The organism is Amycolatopsis regifaucium (assembly GCF_001613935.1).
Lineage (GTDB): Bacteria > Actinomycetota > Actinomycetes > Mycobacteriales > Pseudonocardiaceae > Amycolatopsis > Amycolatopsis regifaucium.
On the sequence record NZ_LQCI01000003.1, the window covers coordinates 1 to 18,101 of the forward strand.

At 68.2% G+C, this 18,101-nt stretch carries 15 protein-coding genes; 4 read left to right on the forward strand and 11 right to left on the reverse strand.

The genetic code is table 11. The annotated features are described in order from the left end of the window. Nucleotides 1-335: 335 nt before the first annotated feature. The 3 genes from AVL48_RS03765 to AVL48_RS03775 all read right to left on the reverse strand — a co-directional run bounded on the left by AVL48_RS03765 (nt 336) and on the right by AVL48_RS03775 (nt 3,073). Nucleotides 336-689 carry a hypothetical protein gene (locus tag AVL48_RS03765; RefSeq protein ID WP_061985210.1) on the reverse strand — a complete coding sequence of 118 codons (354 nt, stop codon included), beginning with the start codon at nt 687-689 and terminating at the stop codon, nt 336-338. Nucleotides 690-983: 294 nt separating this feature from the next. Beyond that, nucleotides 984-1,325: a hypothetical protein gene (locus tag AVL48_RS03770; protein ID WP_061985208.1), complete on the reverse strand. Its 342-nt coding sequence runs from the start codon at nt 1,323-1,325 to the stop codon at nt 984-986. A gap of 830 nt (nt 1,326-2,155) precedes the next feature. Then, a complete protein-coding gene (locus AVL48_RS03775) occupies nt 2,156-3,073 on the reverse strand; it encodes a hypothetical protein (RefSeq protein ID WP_061985206.1) in 918 nt (305 codons plus the stop codon). 246 nt (nt 3,074-3,319) lie between these two features. Here AVL48_RS03775 and AVL48_RS03780 point away from each other — a divergent pair, with 246 nt between their 5' ends. The 3 genes from AVL48_RS03780 (at nt 3,320) to AVL48_RS03790 (ending at nt 5,975) form a co-directional block, all read left to right on the forward strand. Further along, entirely contained in the window at nt 3,320-4,318 is a 999-nt protein-coding gene (locus AVL48_RS03780) for a polysaccharide deacetylase family protein (protein WP_061985204.1), read from the forward strand. After that, nucleotides 4,308-5,351, forward strand: coding sequence for a DUF3152 domain-containing protein (locus AVL48_RS03785; protein ID WP_244162399.1), 1,044 nt, complete (start codon nt 4,308-4,310; stop codon nt 5,349-5,351). Before AVL48_RS03780 ends, AVL48_RS03785 begins: the two co-directional genes overlap by 11 nt. Before the next feature lie 111 nt (nt 5,352-5,462). Further along, nucleotides 5,463-5,975, forward strand: a complete 513-nt coding sequence (locus AVL48_RS03790; RefSeq protein WP_061985202.1) for a hypothetical protein — start codon at nt 5,463-5,465, stop codon at nt 5,973-5,975. A gap of 28 nt (nt 5,976-6,003) precedes the next feature. On the opposite strand, the gene AVL48_RS03795 is transcribed toward AVL48_RS03790, so the two are convergent. The 7 genes from AVL48_RS03795 to AVL48_RS03830 all read right to left on the reverse strand — a co-directional run bounded on the left by AVL48_RS03795 (nt 6,004) and on the right by AVL48_RS03830 (nt 14,822). After that, a complete protein-coding gene (locus AVL48_RS03795) occupies nt 6,004-8,136 on the reverse strand; it encodes a transglutaminase TgpA family protein (RefSeq protein ID WP_061985200.1) in 2,133 nt (710 codons plus the stop codon). Beyond that, entirely contained in the window at nt 8,133-9,254 is a 1,122-nt protein-coding gene (locus AVL48_RS03800) for a DUF58 domain-containing protein (protein ID WP_061985198.1), read from the reverse strand. The genes AVL48_RS03795 and AVL48_RS03800 overlap by 4 nt, the downstream gene beginning before the upstream one ends. Before the next feature lie 2 nt (nt 9,255-9,256). Continuing rightward, nucleotides 9,257-10,216 carry an AAA family ATPase gene (locus tag AVL48_RS03805; RefSeq protein WP_061985196.1) on the reverse strand — a complete coding sequence of 320 codons (960 nt, stop codon included), beginning with the start codon at nt 10,214-10,216 and terminating at the stop codon, nt 9,257-9,259. A gap of 300 nt (nt 10,217-10,516) precedes the next feature. Next, the gene (locus AVL48_RS03810) at nt 10,517-10,837 is read right to left on the reverse strand and encodes a hypothetical protein (protein WP_061985194.1); all 321 of its coding nucleotides are present in this window, start codon (nt 10,835-10,837) and stop codon (nt 10,517-10,519) included. A gap of 4 nt (nt 10,838-10,841) precedes the next feature. After that, nucleotides 10,842-13,562, reverse strand: coding sequence for a polymorphic toxin-type HINT domain-containing protein (locus AVL48_RS03815; RefSeq protein ID WP_248846469.1), 2,721 nt, complete (start codon nt 13,560-13,562; stop codon nt 10,842-10,844). 92 nt (nt 13,563-13,654) lie between these two features. Then, nucleotides 13,655-13,978, reverse strand: a complete 324-nt coding sequence (locus AVL48_RS03825; protein WP_061985188.1) for a hypothetical protein — start codon at nt 13,976-13,978, stop codon at nt 13,655-13,657. A gap of 4 nt (nt 13,979-13,982) precedes the next feature. Beyond that, nucleotides 13,983-14,822 carry a hypothetical protein gene (locus AVL48_RS03830; RefSeq protein WP_143104885.1) on the reverse strand — a complete coding sequence of 280 codons (840 nt, stop codon included), beginning with the start codon at nt 14,820-14,822 and terminating at the stop codon, nt 13,983-13,985. A 158-nt stretch (nt 14,823-14,980) separates the two neighbouring features. On the opposite strand from AVL48_RS03830, the gene AVL48_RS37975 reads away from it, so the two are divergent. Then, entirely contained in the window at nt 14,981-16,243 is a 1,263-nt protein-coding gene (locus tag AVL48_RS37975) for a serine/threonine protein kinase (protein WP_244162401.1), read from the forward strand. Here the strand turns inward: AVL48_RS37975 and AVL48_RS03845 are convergent. Further along, nucleotides 16,240-18,066: a fibronectin type III domain-containing protein gene (locus AVL48_RS03845; RefSeq protein ID WP_061985182.1), complete on the reverse strand. Its 1,827-nt coding sequence runs from the start codon at nt 18,064-18,066 to the stop codon at nt 16,240-16,242. The two genes, AVL48_RS37975 and AVL48_RS03845, sit on opposite strands and share 4 nt — an antisense overlap. Nucleotides 18,067-18,101: the final 35 nt, after the last annotated feature.

Sequence of the window (18,101 nt, forward strand, 5' to 3'; positions counted from 1 at the left end):
GACGAATCCGAGCTGCTTGATCACTGAAAAGACTCCTCAGAAATCCCCGCCGGGCGGCGGGGAGGAAGAAAGATCCGGTCCGGCGAGCGACTCGCCGGACTCAAGACGATGACGGTCATACGGTTCACGCTGAGTGGGGCCGGGCCTACTCCTGGGCGGGACGGACCGGCCCCACTCGTGCCGGCGTCGCATCACGTCGTCACGTGCCCGGTCACGGAGCGGAGTGTGCATCTCTTCACCGCGACCGGGCACGCCTTACGACAACGACACGGATCGCCGGACCCGGGCCGAGGTCGGTTTCCGCGCACCACCACGGTCCGCCTCGGCCGGGAGGATCAGTTGCCCTGCGAGGTGCCGCCGTCGGTGATGCCACCGGAGGCGCAGTTGTAGGGGGACTCGCCGCTGGCCTCGTGCGAGCCCGGCGACAGGATCGGGACACCGATACCGTTGAGCGAGTCACGGATCGGGACCTGGACACCGAGCACGTTCACGTCGTTGCCGCAGAGGCCGAGGGTGCCGTTCACGTTGTGCAGCGCGTCGATGTTGTTCGCGTTGATCAGGCCGACCTGGCCGTTGTGGTCGTAGCTGTCGAAGTAGTAGTCATCCGGGGTGTCGGCGGACGCGATGCCGCCGCTCAGGATCGCTCCGGCAGCCATGGTGGCCGCGACGAAACCGATTTTCTTCAACATGGATTCTCCTTGATTCGACGATTGCGTCGTACGAGACGGCAGCAAAGGTGTGTGCCCGCCCGGTGGGAGGAAACGTACTGAGGTCAGACCTTGTTTTCCAACTCATGCCACCATCGTGTGGGTGCCGCAGACCGCTGACCGCGTAATCCGTGGTCCGAATGGGTTACCCGCCCGTGCGCGGTGGCTGTTCTCCTTATTCGGCCGACGAGGCAGTATGGATAAGAGATCCTGGCACGACAAATAGCCCTGCCGCGCCACAAGAGTGACGCGCACAGGGCTGCTTTGTCGCCGGTATCAGCCGGGCCAGGCCTCGGCTTCCACTGTCAGTGCCGTCGCGACGTCGATCTCTCCCGAACGTACGCGCCAGGCCAGCGAGTCCGGCTTCGGTCTTATCAACAGCCAGCCGGCGACGTCCTTGTCGGCATAGCAAGGGTTTTCCTCGTCGCCGATACCCAGCGAGGCGAAGTAGCGCCGGGCGGGCCAGGTCTCGGGAACCCAGGTGCGAGCCCAGCGAACGACGATACGAGCGAGGTCGTTCTGGCTGTCCGACGGATGGATGAGGCGGTCTCCGGCGGTGCAGATCAGGCGTGGTGTGAAGGCCGCGCCCAAGGGCGCGACGATGCGACAGTCGGTCAATTCTCCCCCTGCCCCCGGACGTGGGCACGTTGTTCGCTGATGGGTGCGCGGGTGCGCGAACAAGGAAGGACGGCGGTGGAGGACTTGTGGACATGATCCGTACTTCCACGGCTCTTTTTTGAACCGGCCGTCATCCTACTGAAGGGAGCTTTCGGGTGAAATCCGGGGCGGGCGAAGAATCGTCACCCGTTCCTGTGAACGTGCGTCTCGACCAGCTCATCGCGGGCATTCCACAGTTGATCAGTCATCTGCCGAAAAAACGTGGAAGAGGGTTCGAAGTGAACGGGTCTCACCAATAGCGACCTGTGCGTGTACGGCCTCCGCCGCAGGTCGACGACAGTCAGGAGGGAAACTCGCGCGACGAGCGCTCGGCCTTGCCGGGCTTGTCCGGAGGGGCCCGAAAACCGGTGCCATGGCGGGATCTCAGGACTCGTCTCCTTCGGCGAGCGATCGGTGCGACCCGTGCCACAGGCTCGCGTACTCGACGCGATACGCGCCCCCTGTGGCTGCCCGGTCTTGTGGCGGCCGTATTTTCCGACCGTGGCCAAGACTAACGGCCCACCTGTCCCATGAGGAAGTGGATCCCACGCCTCGCACCCGATGAGGGTATTTCCGCGCAAAGAATAACTTAACTGATTACCCGTGCACCCTGGAAGATAAACAACACGATCGAGTGAGAATGCTGGGTGCGATGGTCGGCGTGGGGTAACTGGCAGTGAGATCGTCGTCGTCACGACCCGAAAGGGCGGCTGCGATATCTGAGGTGCCCAAGTGGGGTGACTGCGGAAACATTGGTCACCCCACTTCCGGCTGCTACTTTCCGCAGGAGGCTATTCGTAAATCACGTAAGCCGGTGTCGGCGTCAGGGCGAGGACTTCCTCAGGGGTCATCAAGGCCGCATCGCGGCGAGTGTCCTCGTCGAAGAAGAGTTTGAAGCCGGGCCGCACGTGGGCGGGCTTGCTCGGCATGAGCGTCTTCCAGGTCGCCTTCTTCGCCGAGCCCGACCCGATCCCGTCGACCACCTTCACTACCGACACCCCAGGGTGCGGACGCAGGAGCTCTTCGTCGCGCACCACCGAAGACGTCACCTGGTGGTAGACCATGACCTTGGCGGGAAGCCGGTGTCGCTCCGCCAGCTCACCGAGATAGGCGGCGACCTCGTCGAGTTCGGCTCCGGTGGTGCGGCCGAACTTCTTGCCCGGGATCGCCCCCGGCTCGACCGCCCACTCGGGGTCGAGCGCGACGCCGACGTCGGGTTCCTTCAACCAGTGCTCATAGGCCCGCACTTCGGGCAGAAAGTCGGCCCGCCCGGGCTGGATGTCCAGCAGCAACAGGCCGTTCATCGCGCGCGCGGCGTCGAGATACTCCCGGATGGTCTTGTCCGCGCAACGACTGCGGTACATCCCGTCCGCGCCGGGGGAGCGGTGCACGGTGGTGGCGATCAACTCGACGACCGGGGTGATCGGCCGCCCCGCCGGAAAGGTCTTGATCTGCTTTTGGAGTTCGAGGCTCGCGGCCGAGAGATCGCCCGTCATCCGGCCAAGAGCCTTCGAGCCGGGTGCGCCGCAGAAGCCGACGAGCAGATTCGTCGCGAGCGGGTCGACGGGCGGCGCGGCGACCGCCGGTTCCACCGGGGCCGGCGTCGCCCGGACGACGAGCCCCGGACTCTGCGGGGAGGCGCCGCACGCGCTCGCGGCAAGCCCTGCCAGGCCGACGGTGAGTACGAAGCGACGGCTGTGGTTGGGCATCCGGTCTCCCTGATGGTGCGCTCACGGCGGCTGGTCTCGTTTTCGGGACCAGGGCTGGAAAGTACCCTCGTTGATCTTCGGGCAAACTCGATTCCCGACGATCACCACATCGTGCGGTTGATGATTTCGGACTCTCCGCCCCGACCTGCGGATACGTTGATTTTCCAGCGAAGCCAACGAAATCCACGCTCACCCGACCCGGTGGATCGGACTGTCCATGTCTCGATACAGCCGCACACTTCCCGCATGCCTTCTTTTCTCCGGCTCGGCGCGGGGCTCGCCGTCGTCCTTGTGGCCGCTTGCGGGGCTCCCGGGCCAGTGACCCCGACACCGGCACCGCCGGCACCGGAACTGGCTGTCGCGCCCGCGCGCGTGACACCCGCGTTCGCGCGTCAGGTGGCCGCTGACGAGCTGGGCCGGATACCGGTCCTGATGTACCACCGGATCGTCGCGAAGCCGCGGTCGGTCTACGACCGCACGCCCGCCGAGTTCGCCGCGGAGCTGGAACGGCTCGCCGCCGAGAACTATGTTCCCGTCACCACCGCCGATCTGGTGAGCCGGAACCTGGACCTGCCCGCCGGAACGCACCCGGTCGTACTGACCTTCGACGACGGCGACCCGAGCGTGTTCACCCTCGCGCCGGACGGGCAGCCCGCCGCGGGCACGGCCGTGCGGATCCTCTTGGACGTCGCGGCGGCCCATCCTCGATTCCGCCCCGTCGCCAGCCTGTACGTCAACGAGCACCCGTTCGGTGGAGATGGGCGTGCCCTGCGCTGGCTCTCCGATCATCACTTCGAGATCGGCAATCACACGGCGAAGCACACGAATCTGCGCCGTGCCACCGAAACGGCGGCGACCACCGCGATCGCCGACGGTGACGCGCTGATCAGGCAGGCGCTTCCCGGCTATCAGCCCAGCACGCTCGCTCTGCCTTATGGCGCTCAGCCCCGGCGCGAAGAACTGGCGCTGCAGGGACCGGGCTATTCCTACCGGGGCGCGTTACTCGTAGGGGCCGGGCCCGCTCCTTCTCCGTGCTCGCGCGCGTTCGAACCTGCCGCGATCCCTCGGATCCGGTCGCAAGGTTCCGGGCCGGAGGCCGAGTACGGCTCGGCACACTGGCTCGATGAGCTCGGATCCCCGTCCGGGCGCCGCTACACCTCGGACGGGGATCCTGCCACCGTGTCGTACCCGCTGTCGGGCGCCGAGCCGACGGCCGCTTGTGCGGGTGTGGGCCTTGCCTACTGAGCCCGCGCACGTGCGCCGCGACGGTCGCCGCATCGACTGGCTGCCGCAACCGCGCTCTCACTCGTTCTCGACCGCGGCGAGCAGGCCTCCGGCGCAACCGGGTGGTGAGGTCGCGGCCCCGCACAAACACCGGATGCCTCCCCGGGGGCACAGGACCGTCGTCGAAGAGCCGCCTCGGACGCAGGACAAGCCCGCGCCTCGCACGGCGTGGAAGGCTTCGGAAGCCGACCGAACGTGGTGGCCGCTGATCGTCATCTTCGTGGCACTGATGCTGACCATGGCTCTTTTCCTGGCGCCCCTCGCCATCGAGACCCGAGTCACCCCGGAACCTGCCCCTCCGAAGCCTCCGCCCTCCTCGGTGGCGGCTGAACCGGCCGACCGAGCGCCTGAATCCGCCGCGCTGCCGGAAGGTGCTCCCTTCCCTTCGACCGGAGCGGGGACGTGGCGCGTCATCCCCGGTGCGAGCGGTTCCGTGGCGGGCACCGGTGCGAAGCGAATGACCTACACGGTCGAAATCGAGAACGGACTCGAACTCCCCTCGTTCCCCCATGAGATCGAGACGATCTTCGCGGATCCTCGCGGCTGGATCGGGCTCGGTGAAGTGTCGCTCCAGCGGATCGACACCGAGGATCCCCCACCCTCGTTCCGGGTCAGCCTCACCAGTGCCGACACGAGTCGTCGCCCGGACCTCTGCGGGTTCGAGATCCCTTACGACTCGTCGTGCTACCTCGTCCGCGATCGAAGGATCGTCGTCAACCACGCCCGATGGGTGCGAGGCGCGCATTCGTTCCAGGGTGACCTTCCGGGATATCACCAGTACGCGATCAACCACGAGACCGGGCACGCCCTCGGATACGGGCATGTCGGCTGTCCCGCGAACGGGGCGGCGGCACCGGTGATGATGCAGCAGACCTTCGGGCTGTCCAACAACTACGTCGCGGAACTCAACCGCGCCGAGCCGGGTGCGGCGGCCAAGGTCCGAGCGGACGGCGCGGTCTGCCGCCCCAACCCCTGGGTTACCGCGGCGAGTTGAGCTTCAGGCCCTTCTCGCCGGGGTGCCGTCACCCGATCAGGTAAGAGTCGGCACGAGCACCCCGCACACCTTCGACCACCGGGTACCCGAGAGTAAACGGAGGAGAAGAAGATGCCCGACAACGAGTTACCCGGATTCCTGATCATCGGTCTGATCTTCGTCGTCGCGGACGGCCAGGTCCTCTACCGCGGCGCCCGCCGCTACCTGCGCGGACGAGACGGCGGGGAAGGGAGCGGTTCGACGGCCTGGATGGTGGTGACCGTCTTCCACCTGGTCTCCATCGGAGTGCTTGCCCTGCTCTCGGTCGTAGGCCCCCAGTGGTCGGGCTCGACGTCAGCGCTGGTCGGCAGGCTGGGCATCTTCCTCCTGCTGATGGCCCTGGCCCACGTACTCACGCTGTCCGTGCTCGCCCGCCAGCGACAGGACGACGTCGTCGAGGCGCATTTCCACGAGCGAGAGACCGAACGGCCCGTGACATCGGTGGGTCCGGAGGCCGAAGTCAGGGTCAAGCAGACACCGACCGACGCTGTCTGGCAGCCGACCGTCACCCCGGTTCCCGGGCAGGAGGGGCGTCACCCCCAGGTGAGCCCGGATCTCGGGAGTCAAGGACCCTACCGGGCCTGAGAAGCGAGGAGTCGGCTCCGGTTGCCGTTCAGGAGTGGCCGGGCAACAACGTGCGCGGGTTCACGGCGGCGCGGAGCCGGGCGCGCAGGCCACGTTTGGCCAAGCCACGCCGGACTTCCCGTACCGCCGCCCACGCCTGCGGTCCGGAATGCGGGCCGGTGCCGACCCCCGACCACAGTGCGACGTCCACTGTGGACGCCAACAGGCGCAAGCCCTCCACTGTGGACGGATCGACGGTGCCGTGCGCGACCGCCGCCAGATCGCGGACCGTCATACCGGCGGTACACGGGACGCGGTGCTCGCGTAGCCGGTCCTTGACCTCCCGGCAGGCACCGAGCACCGCGCCGATGCCGGGCTGACGTCGCCGTCGCCACGCCCGCACGCCCTTGGCCAGCGGGATCCCGGCGAACCACGCCACCGTCAGCGCCGCGAGCGCGATCAGGATCGGGCCGTACGGGAACGTCCAGCCACCGTCTCCGGTGCCGCCGTCGCCGGGGCCGGAATCGCCACCGGGCAGCGGCCGATCCCGCAACTGCTCGGCCGGCGGCAGTTGTGTTCGCGCCTGCGCGGTCACCGCCGCCAGGCTGTTCGCGCTGCCGGCCGTGGTGCGCGCTTCGCCCGTCGGATCCAGCGCCACCCAGCCGACGCCGGAGACGGCGACCTCCGGCCAGGCCACGGCATCGCCGTTGTGGACGGTGTAACCGCCGTCGGCATTCGGCTTGTCCGGCGTCCGGAAGCCGACCACCAGCCGGGCCGGGATGGCGAGGGTCCGGGCGAGGGCGACGTACGCGCTCGCGAACTGCTCGCTCGTGCCCAGTTTGGTCTCGAACAGGAACTTCCGAAGTTGTGGCCAGCTGTGTCCGCTGGGCAGGTCGGTGCCGGTGGCCAGCCGATAGTGCTCACGCAAGAACCGCTCCAGCGCGAGCGCGATCCGGAAACTGGGTCGCAACCCGCCGACGGCGTCCCGGGCGAGTTGCCCGACTTCCGGCGGCACGTCGCCGATGCCCGCGAGACCGCCGGGAGCGGACGAGTCGAGCGCCGCGTCGAGCAGATCCGCCGGATTGATCTCCGGTGACCACCAGCTGAGGGAGTACCGCTGCGGGCCGTCGGTAGGGCGCGGTAGCCAAAGCGTGCCCTGCGATTCCTCGACCAGCGGAGCGATCCCGTCGACCGCCGCGGGCCATGTCTGGCTCGGAAGCCACGGGCCGGCCAGACCGCTCGTGGTGACCGTCGCCGATCGCCGGTGCGTGGGCACGTCCACCGCCGGACCGGGAGCCAGCTCGGTACCGAGCCGCCGGTAGCGGCTGCCGGGGCTCCAGTTGACGCCGTCGAAGAGGTCGAAAGCGACCAGTGGCCAGCGGTCGGTGTCGGCGTCGCCGCGGAAGGAGAACACCGGCGTGTTCGGGTGTTCCAGCCGGTAGGCCAGCTCGTCCAGCGGGTTCGCGACCCGCGCGTCGAGTTCGGCGAGCTGATCCTGTTTCAGCGAGTACGCCGGTCCGGGCGCGGGCACGAGCAGATTCGCGACGAGCGCCCCGGCGACGCCGAGTACGAACGCGGGTACGGCCAACGTCAGCATGGGCGCTTTCCTGCGGTGACCTTCCACGTCCGCCTGCGGCATCAGGGCGAACACCCCACCCGCGACCGCCGCGTACCCGAGGCCGCCGAACAGGGCCGTGACTCCGGACATCGCCTGGAAAAGCTGGCTCACCACCACGACGGCGAAACTCGGAAGAAGTGCGAGGAGCGGCCGCCTCAGCCGGAGCAGCTCCACCCCGAGCACCCCGGCCAGCAGCACCAGCAGCGGGACGAACAGCACTGTGGACGGCTCCGGTCGCGCCGGCCAGGTCGACTGCAGCGCGAGCCGCCAGGATTCGGTGACGCCGTCCGCGAGCGCGGAAACCGTGGCGCCGGTGGGAAAACCGGCGGCCGTCGTCGCATAGAGCACGGTCTCGACCACCCCGGCCAGCCCCACGGCCAGCAGCGACAACGCCCGCCACGGCGCCAGGGCCACCCAGCGCGCGCACAGCTCGGTGACGCCGAAGGCCAGAATCAGCGGGACGCCGATGGGTGCGAGCAACGCCGTCACGCCGAACACCGGAGTGAAGAACAGTCCCGCGACCGCGGCGGCCAGCAGGATCAACGCGGTGGTGAGGCGGTTCATCCCACCACCTCGTTCCATTTGCGGACCGCGTGCGCGGCATCGGCGGCGTTGAGCACCCGGACGCCGGGCACGACGATCGGCCCGGCCGCGGCGAGGTCGACGAGGAACAGTGAGGAATAGCGTGGCCGCAGGGCGGTCAACCCGTCGAGCCTGCCGGTGGTGACGGCCAGCAGGCAGCCGCCCTGGTCACGTGCGGCCGCCAGCTCGCGCGTCACGAGCGTTTCCCCGGTGTCCTGGCCGAGCTGGCACAACTCGTCGAGCAGAAGCCGCGAACCGAGCGGGCCACCGGCGGTGGTGAGGTCGAGACCGCCGGAACCGACGAGCCGGGTGTGATGCCCGGCCATCGCGGACGCGTGCAGCAGCGACGCGGCGAGGTCGACGGCTTCTTCGAAGACCTCAGGGGTGAAGGAAGTCCGGCGGGTGTCGAGCAGGAGGGTGAACCGCGGCTGCTGCGGATCGGCGTAGTCGCGCACCATCATCCGGCCGGTCCGCGCGGTGGCCTTCCAATGCAGGTGCCGGACTTCGTCGCCAGGCTGGTACTCGCGGACGTCGCGAAGATCGAGCGAACCACGCAGCGAGTCGGTCGTCCTGCCGTCGTGGTGATGACGCGGGTAGCCACCGATCAGGGCACGGGCGGGATGACGGCGCGGATGCACCCAGAGTTCCGCGGTCTCTCCGGCGGAAAGCCGATTCCTCGCCAGGCCGAAGGGGTCCACCCGGTGCAGCGTCAGCGGCCCTACCGGGAGCCTGCCCCGGCGACCGGTCGGCAATTCGTAGCGATAGGTGGCTTCGGCGTCTTGGGCGAGCGACCGGACCCGGACGGTTTGGACGGCGACGCCTGCTTTGTCCCAGGCGTCGAACCCACGCTGGCGACGCCCGGCGACGTTGCGGACCGTCAACTTCGCGAGCGCCGGGCGTCCGCGTTCGACGCGATCCGGATAGATCTCGCGGGAGACGTCGACACGCAGGCCGCGTGCGGTGACGACGACCGCGGCGATGACCGCCGCGAGCCCGACGGCACCCATGACGCGGAACAGCGGGTAGCCCGCCCATTCGGCGACCGCGAGGAGCAGTACCGACAGCACGAACAAGACCACGCCGCGGGCGGTCAGCCGCATGGTCAGCGGCCCGCGTGGTTCATCGCCGGCGCCGGGACGGCCGCGAGCACCTCGGCCACGATGTCCGCGGGGCCGCGCTGGTTGAGTTCGGCCTCCGCGGTGAGCACGAGCCGGTGCGCGAGCACCGGGACGGCGACTTCCTTGATGTCGTCGGGAGTGACGAACTGGCGGCCTCCGGTCGCGGCGATCGCTTGCGCGGCCCGGACGAGCGCGATGCTGCCGCGAGGACTCGCACCGAACCGCACGGCGGAATGCACCCGGGTGGCCGCGGCGATCCGGGCCGCGTACTCGCAGACAGCCTGGTCGAGGTGACCGGCGCGGACTTCGGCGATCGCGTCCAGCAACATCGGGATGTCGACCACGGCCGGCAGGTCGTCGGCGGAGACCCCGGCGCAGTCACCCATGATCACCATGACCTCGGACTGCAGATCCGGGTAGCCGACCGAAAGCCGCATCAGGAACCGGTCGAGCTGGGCCTCGGGCAGCCGGTAGGTGCCCTCCATCTCGATCGGGTTCTGGGTGGCGATGACGAGGAACGGCCGTGGCACCTCGTGCCCGACGGCGTCGACCGTGACCCGCCGCTCGGCCATCACCTCGAGCAGCGCGGACTGCGTTTTCGGGGTGCCACGGTTGATTTCGTCGGCGACCACGATATTGGAGAAGACGCCACCGGGGTGGAACGCGAACCGCTCGTCCTTCTGGTGATAGACGGTGACGCCGGTGATGTCGCCGGGAAGCAGGTCCGGCGTGAACTGGATCCGGCTCCAGCTCCCGCCGATACTGCGGGCGAGGCAGCGGGCCAGCGTGGTCTTGCCGAGGCCGGGGACATCCTCGATGAGCAGATGCCCCTCGGCGAAGAGCGCGGCCACGGCAAGCCGGACGACCTCCGGCTTACCGCGGATGACGCCCTGGATGTTCGCCGCGATCAGTTCGAAGGCCTCTCCGGCCTTGGACTTGCTCACCTTGCCCCCTGCGAAGTCGATCCCGCTGGACCGTTCGGCTCATCATGCCACCGGCTCAGCGTAATCGGCTAGGTACAGGAACGGTCTTTCCGCAGTACATTCAGGGTTTGCGCAGCGGCCGACAGCACAGCCCCTTGCCGCGTATTCGACGAACGGGCCAATTCCTCTCGCTCGGCGGTTCCTGCTGCCCCTTGCCGCCGATAATCGGCCTCAGCTCGATACGAAGCCGGGCCATTGGACGGCGGACCCGGGCTCCTCGCTTGTCCGGCGTCTGGTCGAGATTGCCGGTGCGAGGCTCCCTCACCCGCTGATGCCCTTGGCGATCCCTTCGGACATACGTCGTGCGAGCCGTTGAAACTTGGCCCACGAGTCCTGATCGCCATTCCAGTCGTACAACGTCTCCTTGCCGATGGTTTCGAACAACGGATGAGCGGGATCGGCCGCCATCTTCTGCAGTAGATCCGCCACCTCGGCGGCAAGGTCGCTGTGAAAGCGCACTATCCGCGTCGCGGAATGGTCGGCATGCTCTTCCAGGGCATCGTCGACAAAGTAACCCAGTTCGTCGGCGAGATAATACGTCCCGAACTCATTGAGCAGCACGTCCTGGGGGGTCGACATCATCGGCTCACGGCTCCGGGTAGTAGCTGATGGGGCGCCACTCGTTCGCGCTTCGCACGTACTCGTAGACGACTCGGGCGGTCTTCTGGGGCGTCACGACGAGATCGGGAATTCGATTGCCGTTCGCGTCCAGCACGAAGGGACTACTCGGTCCGCCGACCCGGCGCGCGACTTGTGCTGACTCTCCGAACCCTCGCGGGTCATCAGTGGTCACCAAGACGCGGTGCCGGACCGGTACACCAGAAGCCGGGTCGAAATAGAGCGGTTTACCAGTCACCGGATCAGTGTAGGAAGGCACCGCGCCGTCGCGAAGGTTCGCTTCGAGCTTGCTGGCCGCCCGGCCTAGGGCTTCGGCTTCGGCTTGTGCGTTGCGGAACCGGGAGGCGCGGCCGGCTGGTGCGGATGAACCATCCGGGGCTATACCGGTGCGTACCCTTGTCGCTTGCTGCCCGTCCGTCGTCTGGTAGCCGTGCCTGCCGTGACCGTGACCCTCCTGCCCCGCGTTCGGAAGCGGGTTCTCCAACGGTCGATCGACGTTGGCGACCGACCGCTCGGCACGCTGGCGAGATTGCTCCGCACGCCATTGCTCCCTGGTCATGGACCGTTCGCTGGACCCAGGGGTCCCGGCGAAACAATTCTCCTCACCCGCGTTGTGCGTGAGAATGTCTTGGCCGCCGACGTTGACGTAGTAAGTGTGCAGGCCCTCGATGGTGAGGTTGTGTACCTGTTGCTGCTGCGTCCACTCGTGCACGGCGACGACTTGCAGGAGGCGGCCGTCGGGGGTGCGAAGCAGGTCGCCGCGGTTCAGGTCTTCGGCGTCGGTCCAGCGGCCGGTGTCGGCGACCCAGAACGGGTGTTCGTCGGTGGCCGTGACGGTGCCGGTTGCGTTGCCCCGGTCGCCGTCGGTGTCAACGGTGATTCGTACCAGTTCCTTCAGGCCCTGGCCCGGAATCAGGTTGATCACCGGTCGGGCCTGGGTGAGGCCGGTGACAGGGTCGGTGGCCAGTACGCGGTCGCCGAGGTTGACTTTTTCGATCGGCTTGTACGTGCCGTCGGCCAGCAGGACAGGGGTACCGGGTACGAAGCTGTTCGGTGTCGGGCAGCGGGTCGCCGCGTCGGCCGAGTCCCGCGATTCCGGAGAGGTTTTCGTATCTGCTTCCGGTGTCCGGTCGCTCGACCGCTGCTTGGATTCGGCGTCGCCGGATTTCGGCGACGGTGGGGTATCGGTGTCCTGCCGAGGTTTATCGGCCGCTCGACGAGCGGGGGAATCGCCGCGGGGCAACGTGGGCAGTTGGGTCACCGGAGCCGGTAGCACCCTTCTGTCTTGCCCGTCCTTGTTCGGCGACCGGGACGACGTCCTTGGTGCGGTCGTGTCCGCCTTGGAGCCCTGAGTGCCGGTGGGCGGCGCGGTGCCGGCTCGATCCGGCGAATTCTGTGGATTTGGCGTTCCAGCGCCACTGTCCGGGCGGGCCGGGAGGTCGGCGGGCGTGGGACTTCCCGACGTTGATCCTTTGCCGGGCTCACGGTCCGGCCGCGGCCTGGCGATGGTGCCCAGGTCGGGTCCCCGGCCTCCGGACAACGCCTCGGCCGCGTTCATCACTCTCTTGCCAACGCCGACACCGGGGATGAACATCGTGCCGATGTCGACCGCCGCCCGGCCGACGACACGTTCCGGCTGGTCGCTGTTCCAGTCCTCCTTGTAAGGACGGACGACTTCTTCCACCACTTTGCCGGGATTTCGCACTACCTCGGCGACGGCCTCGCCGCGTTCCTTGATGCGTTTGTCGGCCGCGCGCCACTCGTCACTGTTCGGATCGGCCTCGGACCACGTCGTGGCGTCCTGGTTCGCGTCCACGAAACCCTTGATAGCGTGCGGAATCGACGCCAAACCCTCCACGACGGTTTCCCGTGCCTCGTCGAGCACGTTGCCGACGAGATGGTCCTTCGAATCCTTGCCCTTGTCGATCTTCATGATTTTCCGCAGATCGACTGGTTGGCCGGAGCCGCCTTTGCCGCCTACGGGGATGCTCTGACGTGGTGCGGGTTTCTCCTGCGGCTTCTCCGCCGTAGGCTGCCCAGTCTTCCGCTGTGGCTGCTCGGTGTCTTGGTGTCGATCCTTGTCGGTTTTCATGATTTTGCGTAGGTCGACTGGTTGGCCGGAGCCGCCTTTGCCGCCTACGGGAGCACCCTGGCGTGGGGCGGGTTTCTCTTGTGGTTTCTCTGTCTTGTGTTCTTCGGTTTTGCGCTGTGTCTGTTGGGTTTCCTTTCGTTGGTTCGAGTTTTTGTCGGTTTTCATGATTTTGCGTAGGTCGACTGGTTGGCCGGAGCCGCCTTTGCCGCCTACGGGAGCACCCTGCCGTGGCGCGGGTTTCTCCTGTGGTTTCTCCGTCTTGCGTTCCTCGGTCTTCCGCTGTGCCTGCTCAGCCGCCTGCCGCTTCTCCGAACCTTTGGCAAGCTCCCGTACCTTGTGCAGATCGACCGGTTGGCCCGAGCCGCCTTTGCCGCCGACGGCGGGAGCCGCCTCGGCTTGTTGAGCGGCAGCGAGAATAAAGAGCACTGACAACGCTCCACCGGACAGGCCGTACAGTATCGACCTGGTCAGTGGACGTCCTGCGGTTTCCATCAGACCTCCTGTTCTCGGCATGCTTCGTACCGCTGCATCAAACGGGAATTCGAACGCACTCCGGTCAACGCCGAGATCGGTCGACGCGGCGTGCTTCGGATTCATTCCGGGCGCCATAGCCCGCCTACGCGTCGTGAGTGGTAATGACGTCAGAGCCGTCATTACCACTCACGATTCCCCTTTTCGCGATCTTCGGCTCAGTGCTTACGTTCGTAGATTTCTTCGGCCAGCGAGTGGCCCATCAGGCCACCGAAGACGCCCGCCGCCACGCCGACCACCAGGCCCATCGGCGACGCCACCAATACGCCCGCCGCGATGCCGAAGGCCAGCGAGCCTGTAGCGCCGCCGAGGCCGGTGTATGCGCCCAGGCTCAGCGGTTCGGGTTCGCGGGCGAGGTATTCCGCGTCGTCTTCCGAGTACGGCTCGAACTCGTCGTCAGGAGGAGGTGGCGGCGCGTCTTTGCGCTCCCAGACGTCCTGTGGGATCACGATGTACCGGGTGGGTTCCAGCGTGGCGGTCATGGCGTCACCAGGCGTTGGCGGAGACGGTGCCGTTGGTCGAAGTCGCGCTGGACCACGAGGACGCGCCGTTGCCCGACGAGCTCGCCGTCTTCGTGACCGTGTTGCCGGACTTGTGGGTGGTCTTCGAAACCGTCTTGCCTTCCGCGCGAAGGGCGGCCAGTCGCTTCGCCAGATCGTCGGGGAGGTTGGCCTTCTTGAGCCGGTCGTGCGCGCCATGGTGGTCGTGGCAAGGCTTCTTGCCCGACGTCGGCTTCATCGAGTCGCGCAGGTTCTTCAGGTCCTTTTCGGACTGCGCGAGCCGCTTCTTGGCGTCACGCAACGTCTTTTCGGCGTCCTTGACGTTCTTGCGCGCGTCGTCGACGGCCTTGATCGCGGTGTCCAGTTTCGGGGTGGCCGGAGCGATCGCCATCCGCGACGGAGACACCGTCGGCGCCTTGGCCGCCGCCTGGACCACGAACCGCTTCTGCTCCGGCGCCTGGGCCACGAACCGCTTCTGCTCCGGCGCCTGCCGCACCTTCTTCACCTGCGGCTTCGACAACGCGGCCGGGACGGCGGCGCGATGGGCAGCGGCGGGTTTGACGTGGTGCGCGGGCTTGGGCGCGGCCTGTTGTGCGGCCGCTGCGGGCGCCTTCGGCGAGGCGTTCACCGGCTTCGGCGCGACCGGCGCGGCCCCGGGCGCGTGCGCCGGAGCGGGCGCGGGGGCCGGGGATGGGGCCTGTGCGGGCGCCGGGGCCGCGCTGTCGTTCGTGCTGTCCACCAGAGCGTTCGCCGTCGTCGCGCCGATCGCGGCGGTCGCCAGTCCGGCCACTCCGTAGACGGCCGCGCGCCGCAGATTTCGCTTCATGTTCGCCTCCTCGGTCATGGGGCGTGGAGAAACCACCGCCGTGGTGGCAAGAGTGGCCCGCGGGGGTCCATGGCGGATACATCCGCGGTACATCGGCGGAGGCGGCAATCACCGGACATGCTCGCCGTCGGCGGCCCTCGGATGACAGACTGGGAATGATGGAAGACGACGAGCTGGTGCCACTGGGCGAGGGTCCGGCCGCCACCGTGCTGGCCGGAATGGACGAGACGACCGGCGAGGCCTTCGCGCTCAAGGTGTACCCAGGCCGCGTCGATCGCCGCACCCGCGCCGAACTGGACAAGGAACTCTCCGCGCTGAACTCCTTGAGCGAGCTCGGCACGGTCCTCATCCCCACCGAAGCGAAGGACCTGCCCGACGGCCGGTTCGGCGTCCGGATGGAACTCTGCACGCAATCGCTGGCCGAACTCGTCGGTGCCTTCGGACCGCTTTCCGTGCAGGACGTGCTTTCCCTCGGCGAAGCCCTCGCGACGACGTTGGCCGCGGCGCACCAGGCCGGCGTCGTCCACGGCGGGATGACGCCCGGCAACGTCCTCTTCCGCGCGTCAGGCGCGCCGGTGCTGGCGGACTTCGGGCTCGCGCTGCGACAGTCGTTCCCCGGCGATCCCGCGGTGGGCTTCCTCGCGCCGGAAACGATCACCGAGGGCGTCCGCGACGAACGCACCGATCTCTACGGCCTCGGCGCGCTGCTGTATTTCGCGCTCACCGGCCGTTCCCCGGCCAGGGAAGAGCCGGGCGAGACCGCGGACGAGCTGACGCTGCGCGTGCTCAGCGGGCCGGTGCCGCCGATCGACCGGCCCGGCCTCCCGGCGGGTCTCGGTCCGCTCGTGGCCTCACTGCTGGCGCGTGACCCCGGCGCCCGTCCCATCGACGCCACCCTGGTCGCCACCCGGCTCGGCGCGACCCCCGGCGTCGCGGCCACCCCGCGCCCGCTCGGCGCGCCGATCCTGGACTACGGTCCGGAGCACGCGAAATCCCACCGTAAGGGGAAGACCCGGCTGATCGTGGGTGTCGCGGCCGGGGCCGTGCTGCTCGCCGCGGCAGCGGTTTTCGTGCTGCGGAACCGGCCACGTGAGCTGGCTGTGCCGCCCGCGAGCGCCGAACCGGTGACCAGCGTGCCCACCACGACCGCCGACCCCGTGCGACTGGACCTCGCCGATCCGGTCGACAACGGCGACTACGTCCAACTTTCCTGGCGCAGCACCGGCTCCACGCTGCACTACGCCGTCATCGTCGCGGGCCTGGACTTGCCGCGGAAGACTCACTACGTCGAGAGCGGCACGACCTACCGGGTCGATGTCCAGCCCGGTCGGCAGTACTGCTTCGTCGTGCAGGCAACCGACAGCGTGCACTCCTACGAAAGCGAGAGCAAGGGCATCCGTGGCGCCCGCTGCGTCCGCTAGCCCGACTTCCAGGTGATGACGTTGGATTTCACGCCGGTGTCGGAGACCACCCACACCTGGTTGCCGACCTGGCCGAAGTCGAACGCCTCGAAGGTGCAGTCACCACTGGCGGGGATCTTGCACGTGTGTCCCTCGTTGTCGTAATCCGGATCGCTCGACCATGGCCGGACGAGGACGCGGGCGCCGGGTTTGAAGCCCTTCATCACCACGTGGATCTTGGCGCACGCCGGCGCCTCGCACGTTTTGTCGTAGGTCCCGGTCTTGCCGCGGCTGATGGTGATCGTCGGTTTCGGTGCCGCGGGCCGGGAGACCCTCACCGTGGCCGGGGCGCCTCGGCCCGCGCGGCTCTCCGCCGCGACCGCGATCGTGTAGGTCACGCCTTCGCGCAGATCCGGGATCGACGTCGACCGCGCGTCGGCGCCGAGCGTCGCCGAACCCGCGCCCGATCCGGACGACGGTGTCCACGACACGCGATAGCCGGTCACCGCCGCGCCGTTCGCCGCCGCCGCGCCCCAGGTGACGTTCGCCGTCGCGTCCGCCAAGGTGGCGCGAAGTCCGCCGGGGATGGCGGGAGGGCTCGCCGCCAGCGCCTTGGCGGACGTCGGAGGGGTCTGCGGTTTCGTCTGCGGTTTCGCCTGTTCCGGCGATTTCGGCCGTTCGCCGCCGTTGCCTCGTTGTGGGGGCAGCTGGACCGTCGAGGACGGGGGCGGCGTGGACAGCGGGACCGGCGGCTTGTCGGCCGTCACCGCGACCTTCGCGACCGTGCCCTCCCGATCGACCACCAGGACGTGGTTCCCTTGCGCGCCTTCGATGTAGACCCGTTTGTCCTCACCGCGCGAGAGCTTCGGCGATCCGTTGTCCGGCGGGATCGGCATCATGTGCCGCGGCGAACCGTCCGGGGAGTAGGTGAGCACGGTGTTGTGGGTCAGATCGAGCAGGACGACGGCCGAGGACGAAGCGGTCGGCCGCGAGTACTGGCCGTCGGACAGGTCGATCGTCTTGGGCGGGCCGGGATGGCGCCCGGCGCTCAGGCCACTCGCGTCGAGAAAGTACAGCTTGCGCAAGCCCGGCTCGAGGACCGCGATCCGGCCGGCCGCGTCGGCCGAGGCGATCTGTGCGGCTGGGCTGAACGACGCGTTCAGCGGCAGCGGCTTGCCGAGCCCGGTGTCGGTGACTGTCTGCAGGGTGCTCGCCGTGGTGTCGACATACGCCGGCGTGTCGCCGACGACGGTCAGCGCACCGGAATGCCCGCGGATGGCCTGCACCGGGCAGCCGACGGTGTCGGAACCCTTCGACAGCCGGCACAGCATTCCGTCGCCTGTCCGCTGCAGCCACACTGTGCCGTCCGAGGTGGCCACCGGATCGCCGAGGGAGCCGCCCGTGTCGATCGACGCGAACGCGTCACCGAGCCGGACGACCCGTCCCGCCTCGCGGAAGACGAGGTAGGGACCGCCCGCGGTTTCGAGCAGGAACGGCCGTTCGCCGGTCACCGGCTGATCCACCGTGCGGCTCACCGTGAGGTCGGATTTGCCGAACTCGATGATCCGCCGCTGACCGATCACGTACGCGCTCGTGTCGCCCTGGACCACGTCGGAGCCGGGTTCGAGACCTGGCACGGCGGCCTGGGCGTCGACGCTCCGGTTGGCACCGTTGACGAAGAAGACCAGGCCGAGCGCGGGGTTGGCGACCCAATGCCCGGGCTGCGTGAGGCCGAGGCCGGGGACGGGTTTCACCGCCCCGGTGGCGACGGCGATCACGAGCGCCAGGCAGGTGGCCGACAGCACGATGAGCGGCATACGCCGCTTGAATCCCCTCTCCGGCACCGTCTGATGATAGAAGAACCGGGTACAGAATGGAG